The 6596-nt window shown below is 71.3% G+C and carries 6 protein-coding genes; 5 read left to right on the forward strand and 1 reads right to left on the reverse strand.

The genetic code is table 11. From position 1 onward, the window contains the following. Positions 1–150: 150 nt before the first annotated feature. Complete coding sequence (locus K2X24_RS05635; RefSeq protein WP_292495505.1) at positions 151–1413, reverse strand: glycosyltransferase family 4 protein; 1263 nt, start codon at positions 1411–1413, stop codon at positions 151–153. Positions 1414–1531: 118 nt separating this feature from the next. On the opposite strand from K2X24_RS05635, the gene K2X24_RS05640 reads away from it, so the two are divergent. The 5 genes from K2X24_RS05640 to K2X24_RS05660 all read left to right on the forward strand — a co-directional run bounded on the left by K2X24_RS05640 (position 1532) and on the right by K2X24_RS05660 (position 6456). Beyond that, positions 1532–2785: a glycosyltransferase gene (locus tag K2X24_RS05640; RefSeq protein ID WP_292495508.1), complete on the forward strand. Its 1254-nt coding sequence runs from the start codon at positions 1532–1534 to the stop codon at positions 2783–2785. A gap of 126 nt (positions 2786–2911) precedes the next feature. Further along, on the forward strand, positions 2912–3274 hold the full coding sequence (locus K2X24_RS05645; RefSeq protein ID WP_292495511.1) for a phasin: 363 nt from the start codon (positions 2912–2914) through the stop codon (positions 3272–3274). A gap of 188 nt (positions 3275–3462) precedes the next feature. Continuing rightward, on the forward strand, positions 3463–4152 hold the full coding sequence (locus K2X24_RS05650; protein ID WP_292495515.1) for a phasin family protein: 690 nt from the start codon (positions 3463–3465) through the stop codon (positions 4150–4152). A gap of 115 nt (positions 4153–4267) precedes the next feature. Continuing rightward, entirely contained in the window at positions 4268–5737 is a 1470-nt protein-coding gene (locus K2X24_RS05655) for a Do family serine endopeptidase (protein WP_292495517.1), read from the forward strand. Positions 5738–5859: 122 nt separating this feature from the next. Beyond that, entirely contained in the window at positions 5860–6456 is a 597-nt protein-coding gene (locus K2X24_RS05660) for an EndoU domain-containing protein (protein ID WP_292495519.1), read from the forward strand. Positions 6457–6596: the final 140 nt, after the last annotated feature.

The raw sequence follows: 6596 nt of genomic DNA on the forward strand, positions 1-6596 counted from the left end.
CTCGGCGAGCGCCGCGCTGCCGAGTCTTGTTTGGCGAGCCTCATCGCATCGCAGCGAAATAGCCAGGAAAACTTCCGGCTATCCAGAGCGAATCTCAGGCGGACGATTCCGGCCCGGGCGGTTCTGGCAAAAAAGGTGCCGGCCGGCGCGTCAGGACCGAGCTGGCACCAGGGCGGGGCGCACGCCGGTTCCGGCCCGGCCCGCATCCCGCAGGACGTGCTCGTAGACGAGCCCGAGCCGGTCGAGATGGGCCTTGATGGTGAGCGGGGCCGACCAGTAGCGCTCGTAGGCCGACCGGCCCATGCGGGCGGCGAGATCGTCGTCGCGCAGGCGCGTGAGGTGGGCGGCCAGCGCGGCCGCGTCGCCGGAGCGGAACCAGTAGCCGGTCTCGCCGTCCTCCACGGCCTCGCGGCCCGCGCAGGCATCGCTGACGATCACCGGCGCGCCGCAGGCCAGGGCCTCGTAGACCGTGAGGGGCTGGCCCTCGTACCAGACGCTCGGGAAGACGAGGGCGCGCGCCGTGCGCATCAGGGCGTGCACCCCGGCCTCGTCCCGCCAGCCCAGCATCACGGCCTCGGGATAGCGCGCCGCGAGTTCGGCCCTGGCCGGGCCGTCGCCGACGAAGACCGGGCGCACCCCGGCGAGCCGGGCGGCCTCGGCGAAGATCGGCGCGCCCTTCTCGGTGGAGATGCGTCCGACGAACAGGAAATCCCCCGGCGGCTCGGAGCGGAGCGGCGCCCGGCTCACCGCGATGGGGTTGTCGACCCGGTGGAAGCGGGTCGCGGCGGGCAGGTGGGGCGTGATCACCCGCTCCTGCAGGGCGCTGATGGTGATGATGTGGGGAAAGACGTCCTTGAGGCCCGCCACGTGCTCCAGGGCGGCGTGGCGCACCACCCGCAGGAGCTTGCGCGGGTAGCTGCGGGCGTCGCAGTTCGTGCCGAGGCAGGCCAACGACATCGGCACGCGGTGGCAGATCCGCGCGGCCGGATACGCATAGAAGCCGCCGTTCGGGCAGACCAGAAAGAACTCGTGCATGGTGTAGAGGCACGGCAGGCCGGAGGCGGCGAGGCTCCGGCCGATCGAGGGCGAGAGCGCCTTGGCGAAGGCGTGGACGTGCACCACCGTGTCGCGCGGATCGAGCCCGTGCAGTTCCGCCGCGAGGCGCCGGGCGGCCGTGCGGTTCCAGATCGCCTGCGCGGCGAAGGCGAGCTTGTTCTTCGCCGTGCCGATATCGTCCTGGCCGAGGCAGACCACGCGGATGCCGGCCGCCTCCAGGCGCGGGTCGGCGGGGCCGACGGCGGCGAACACCGTGACGCGGTGTCCCTGCGCCGCCAAGCCGAGGCCCGCATCGAGCGCCACCTTGGCCTGGCCGCCGTTGACGAAGGCGTGGTCGACGACGAGGACGACGTGCATGGCGAACGGTTCCGGCCGGCGACAATTGGGCCGAGATCTTTACCGAACATGCGTTGATCGCCGGTAAACCTTGCGCTCGTCGCGGCGCGCGCCGCGCGGGAAGCAATCGGGCAGATCCATGCACATCGTCGTGTTGGCCGAATTCGCCGTGGCGAGCGGGGGGGCGGAGAAGGTGGCGGTGGAATCCGCCCGCGGCCTCGCCGAGGCCGGGGTCGACGTCACCTACCTCCAGGCCATCGACGGGCCGGCCGACCCGCTCCTCGACCATGCCCGCATTCGCCGGATCGGCCTCGGCAACACCGACATCTGGACCCGGCCGGCGCACCGGGCGGCCCTCGACGGGCTTTGGGACGGGGCGGCGGCGGCGCGCCTCGGCGCCGCCCTGGACGCGCTGCCGGTGCGGCCCGACATCGTCCACCTGCACCAGTGGACGCGCAGCCTCTCGCCGAGCGTGTTCCCGGCCCTGTTCGCGCGGAGCCTGCCCGTGGCCGCGACCCTGCACGACTACTTCCTCGCCTGCCCCAACGGCGTCTATTACCGCTTCGACACGGCCGCGCCCTGCACCCTCAGGCCGCTCTCGGCGTCCTGCATCGCCGCCCCCTGCGACGGCCGCAGCCGGCTGCACAAGCTGGTGCGGGTCGGGCGCTCCATCGCCCTGCGGACGGCCCTGAAGGAGCAACCCCTCGACCTCATCCACGTCTGCGACGCGAGCGTGGCCCGCATGGGCGCCCTGCTGACGGGCCCGGCCTTCACCCATCACCGGGTCGACAACCCGGTGCGGGTGGAGAAGGGCCCCCCGGCCGACCCGGCCCGCGGCGAAGCCATCGCGTATGTCGGGCGGCTGACCCGGGAGAAGGGCGCCGACCTCGTGGCCGAGGCGGCCGGGGCGGCGGGGCTGCCCGCCCTGTTCATCGGAGCCGGCCCGCTGGAGGCGTCCCTGCGCGCCCGGCCCGGCGTCGAGGTCCTGGGCTGGCAGGCGCCCGACGCGGTCTGGGACATCCTGCGCCGCCGCGCCCGCGCGATCGCCGCGCCCTCGCGCTGGTACGAGACCGGCCCGCTCACGATCTACGAGGCCCAGGCCAACGGCCTGCCGGTGGTCGCCTCGGATCGCTCCGGCGCCTGCGAGAAGGTGGTCGACGGCGTGACCGGTTTTACCGTCTCCCCGGAGCCCGAGGCGCTCGCCCGGGCCTTCGCGGCCCTCGGCGACGCGGACCGCGCCGGGCGCCTCGGCGCGGCGGCCCATGCGCGCTACTGGGCGGCTCCGTCGACGCTGTCCGCGCACGCCGCCGCCCTGATCGCGGTCTACGAACGCATCCTGGCCGCGCGTGGGGCGCCGCGCCGGGAACCGGGCCGGATCGCCTCGGCGGCGTGACGGAACCGGGCTGCGCCGGCAAAATTCTGCAGGTTTTCGGCTCGCCCTCTTGACGACCATGTTGCACCGCAACATAAACCACTTCGTGGCGTGTCGGACGGTCGGCGCGCCCTGGAGTGAATCGCAATGAACGGTCAGACCTTCGAGATCCCCGCCGAGATGCGCGTCCTCGCCGAGAAGAGCGTCGAGCAGGCCCGCACCGCCGTCGGCAGCTTCATCGGCACCGCCATCAAGACCGCCGAGCAGATGCAGTCCGCCTCGCACACGATGCAGGCGTCGATGCAGTCCGTGGTCACCAAGGGCCTCGACCAGGTCCAGGAGAATGCCGCCGCGACCTTCGACTTCGCGCAGAAGCTCGTGCGCACCCGCGACCCGCGCGAGGCGATGGAGCTGCACGCCGAGTTCCTGCGCAGCCAGATCGCCGCCCTGCAGGCCCAGGCCAAGGACCTCGGTGCCCTGACCCAGAAGACCCTGCAGCCCACCACCTGAGACGCCCGCGCGGGCCCGTCGCCGGCCCGGACCGGAGCGGGCCCTGGAACGCCCGGTTCCGGATCGGCATTGCTGCCCCGGAACCGAAGGAGACGACATCGATGGCGCAGCGGCGCAGGAGGCCATCCGAGGCTCGGAAACGACCCGGATCCTCATCCCAGATCGTGGGCAATCAGGAGGTTGGACCGATGAACGCGGACACCATGCAGGGAACCGGCGATCCGGGCGAGGCCCACCCGGACGCGCAGGCCGCCGAGGCGGTCACGCCGATCGAGTCCGCGGTCTCGGCTCCCGAGCCGGACCTGCACCAGACGCTCCTGGAAGGCGTATCGGCAGAGGCGCTGGCGGCCGGCGAGGGGTCGTCGGTCGAACCGGGGGCGCAGGACGCTCCCCCGGCCGAGGATCTGACCGTGGTGCCCGAAGAGGCGGCCGCTCCGGTTCCGGCCGCGACCGAGACCGTGGAGGCGACCCAGGCCGTCGCCGAGACCGTCGAGACGGCCGAGGCCGCCGTCGAGACCGTGGCGCAGGCCGTGCCGGAGACGATCGCGGCGGTGCCGGACGCCGTCGCGGCCTCGGTCCCCGCAGCGGTCCCGGGCCTGCCCGACCTTCGGGCGCTGATGGATTTCTCGAAAGCGCCCCGGATCGCCGCGGTGATGGGCGAGTTCGGGGAGGTCAACGCCACGGTGTTGAGCTACCTGCGCGGCGAGGGCGCCGCCGCCCTGGCGCATTGGCAGGCGCTCTCCGGCGCCCGCACCCCGGCCGACGCCCTGCGTCTCCAGGTGGACGAGATGCAGCGCGCGGCCGACGCCTCGCTGAACTGCTTCTCGGCGATCGCCCAGCGCGCGAGCCGGCTCACCGGGACGATCGGCCGGCCCTGAACGGCCGGCGCCCCTCGCGCCCGCCGCCCGGGGCGTCTAGATATCCCGGCATCCGCCGTGGCCCGTCCCCGATCCGGGGTCGGGCCGCGACGCTCGAAGCCCCCCGGGAGTCCCCATGACGCGCTCGTCCCTTCTGCTCGTTCCGCTGCTGACCGCGACGCTCGCCGCCGCGCCTGCCTCGGCGCAGATGATGAAGTCGCCGGAGGCGTCGCCCGAGAAGGTCTCGCCGCCCGAGAAGGCGGCCCCGCAATCGAAGGGCCAGGTGCAGCTCTCCTTCGCCCCCGTGGTGAAGCGGGCCGCCCCGTCGGTGGTGAACGTCTACGCCTCCCACGTCGATGCGCGCGGCCAGAGCCGCAGCGCGATGGACGAGTTCATGCGCCGGTTCTTCGGCGAGAACGGCGCCGGGCGCGGGCGCGGCGGGGCGCCGGGCGAGCGCGCCCAGAAGTCCCTCGGCTCCGGCGTGATCGTGGACGAATCCGGCCTCGTCATCACCAACAATCACGTCATCGAGAACATGAACGAGGTGCGCATCGCGCTCGCCGACCGGCGCGAGTTCGAGGCCACCATCGTGCTTCGCGATCCGCGCACCGACCTCGCGGTCGTCAAGATCAAGAGCCCGACCGGGGGCCTCGTGCCCATGGCGTTCGGGGATTCCGAATCCCTGGAGGTCGGCGACTTCGTGATGGCGATCGGCAACCCGTTCGGCGTCGGCCAGACCGTGACGCAGGGCATCGTCTCGGCGCTCGCCCGCACGCAGGTCGGCTCCTCCGACTACCAGTTCTTCATCCAGACGGATGCGGCGATCAATCCGGGCAATTCCGGCGGCGCCCTGGTGGATCTCCAGGGGCAATTGGTCGGGATCAACTCGGCGATCTACTCGCAGTCGGGCGGCAGCCACGGCATCGGCTTCGCGATCCCCGTCAGCATGGTGCGCGCCGTGGTGGAGACCGCCAAGAACGGGGCCACCTCGGTGCGCCGCCCCTGGCTCGGCGCCCGCGTCCAGAGCGTGACCCCCGACATTGCCGAGAGCATGGGCCTCGACCATCCCACCGGCGTCCTCGTGGCGAGCCTCCAGCCCAAGAGCCCGGCGGAGGAGGCCGGCCTGAAGCGGGGCGACCTCATCCTCACGGTCGACGGCAAGAGCGTCGACGACCCGGAGGCCTTCGGCTACCGCTTCGCCCTCAAGGGTCTCAGCGGCTCGACCAAGTTCGGCATCCTGCGCGGCACCGGCCGCTCCAACGTGTCGGTGAAGCTCGGCCCCGCCCCCGAGACGCGCCCGCGCGACACCCTGAAGGTGCGCACCCGCTCGCCCTTCCTAGGCGCCACCCTGGTCAACACCTCGCCGGCCGTGGCGGAAGAGCTGCAGGCCGATTTCCCCGCGGAGGGCGTCGCGGTCTCAGGCGTGGACGAGGGCTCGATCGCGGCCCGGGCCGGCCTCCAGAAGGGCGACCTCATCGTGGCCATCAACGGCACGCCCATCGCCACCACCAAGGACCTGGAGCGCGTCACCCGCACCAGCCTCAACATGTGGGAGGTCTCGATCAACCGGGGCGGGGAGGTGCTGACCTCGGTGTTCGGGGGGTAGGAATTCGTCGGCCCTTGAATGGCGGGCCAATCGAAATCCGTTGATTAAGGAGCCAGATTCTCTACTTCTGATTGCAAGCGGTCAAAGGCGTGCCATGCTCGTCGTAGGGGATCGATCGAAAAATGAAGCTTCCGCGATCGATCAGTCGGGTGCGGGCGCAGCACATTCTCCGCGGCGATTCCAGCGGCGGCGGTCATAGTCCCCGTCAGGGAAAGGCGGGAAAGTCTCTGTTTCCGGCTGATTGGTCAGATCAGACGATCCTCGATATGATCCACGAGGTGGCCACCGACTCATCGAGCGTCACGCGTAAAAGCCGCCTGAAGCGGGTCATCTGCGAGGGCGTTCGCAAGGGTATCAAGATTCGCGTCGTCCTGGATCGGGACGGAACTGTGATCACCGGCTTCCCCCTCTCGCGCGGCACGACGATCGCCATGGCAAACGACCCAGACTTGGATACCGCGACCCTCTGGGAGGTCTTGTCCATACTCAAGCCCGCCCTTGCGGAGCAGGACTACACGGACATCGCGGATTTCATCGTCGCGGGAGAACGTGGATTGGCGACCGACACGATTTTCTGCGCGGTGAGCGAGGACGGCATCAACGTCGATGGCTCGACGCTCGTCAAGCTGGCCTCTCTGCGGAACCTTTACAACACGTTCGGGGACGCGGATCCTGGTCTCGCTCAGCGCGTGCTGAGCCGCTGGCCGCACGCCCTCTAAGTCGGTGAGGACGGAGCCGCGAACGCGATTGCACAATCCGGGCGCTTGCGCCTTCATGCGCCGATGTCCGATCTCTTCGCCTCGGCCGGCCTCTCCGCCACCGCGCCCCGCCCCCTCGCCGACGCCCTGCGCCCGAAAAC

Source organism: Methylobacterium sp. (assembly GCF_019750675.1).
Lineage (GTDB): Bacteria > Pseudomonadota > Alphaproteobacteria > Rhizobiales > Beijerinckiaceae > Methylobacterium.

What these genes read in the sequence shown, in the direction of transcription:
- K2X24_RS05640 (WP_292495508.1), top strand. Translation starts at nt 1,532, where the DNA reads ATGCACATCGTCGTGTTGGCCGAATTCGCCGTGGCGAGCGGGGGGGCG.
- K2X24_RS05655 (WP_292495517.1), top strand. Translation starts at nt 4,268, where the DNA reads ATGACGCGCTCGTCCCTTCTGCTCGTTCCGCTGCTGACCGCGACGCTC.
- K2X24_RS05660 (WP_292495519.1), top strand. Translation starts at nt 5,860, where the DNA reads ATGAAGCTTCCGCGATCGATCAGTCGGGTGCGGGCGCAGCACATTCTC.
- K2X24_RS05645 (WP_292495511.1), top strand. Translation starts at nt 2,912, where the DNA reads ATGAACGGTCAGACCTTCGAGATCCCCGCCGAGATGCGCGTCCTCGCC.
- K2X24_RS05650 (WP_292495515.1), top strand. Translation starts at nt 3,463, where the DNA reads ATGAACGCGGACACCATGCAGGGAACCGGCGATCCGGGCGAGGCCCAC.
- K2X24_RS05635 (WP_292495505.1), bottom strand. Translation starts at nt 1,413, where the DNA reads ATGCACGTCGTCCTCGTCGTCGACCACGCCTTCGTCAACGGCGGCCAG.